The organism is Streptomyces sp. NRRL F-6492 (genome assembly GCF_001280125.1).
Lineage (GTDB): Bacteria > Actinomycetota > Actinomycetes > Streptomycetales > Streptomycetaceae > Streptomyces.
In genome coordinates this window covers 1-314 of record NZ_LGEG01000167.1, presented here as the reverse complement: position 1 = coordinate 314, position 314 = coordinate 1, and the positions used below count along the sequence as shown (strand labels likewise).

Genomic DNA, 314 nt, shown 5'->3' with positions numbered 1-314 from the left:
GACGTGGCCCGCGCCCTCATCAACCACCCTCAGGTCCTCCTCCTCGACGCGCCGCTGGGCGCCCTCGACCTCAAGCTGCGCCGCCACATGCAGCTGGAGCTCAAGCGGATCCACACCGAGGGCGGCATCGCCTTCGTGGACGTCACCCACGACCGGGAGGTGGCCATGACCATCCTCGCCCAGGACGCGTCGATGAGCGGCAGCCGGGTCGCTCAGCTCGGCGACCCCACCGGCCTGTACGAGAAACCGCGGACCAACTTCGTCGCCACCTTCCTCGGCACCTCCAACCTCATCGAGGCCGAGGTCCTGGAGAC

Annotated in this window: 1 pseudogene; it reads left to right on the top strand. The window is 69.1% G+C overall.

Going from position 1 to position 314, the window contains the following annotated elements:
* Positions 1-314, top strand: a pseudogene (locus tag ADL08_RS13970) (spermidine/putrescine ABC transporter ATP-binding protein); the annotation flags it as partial.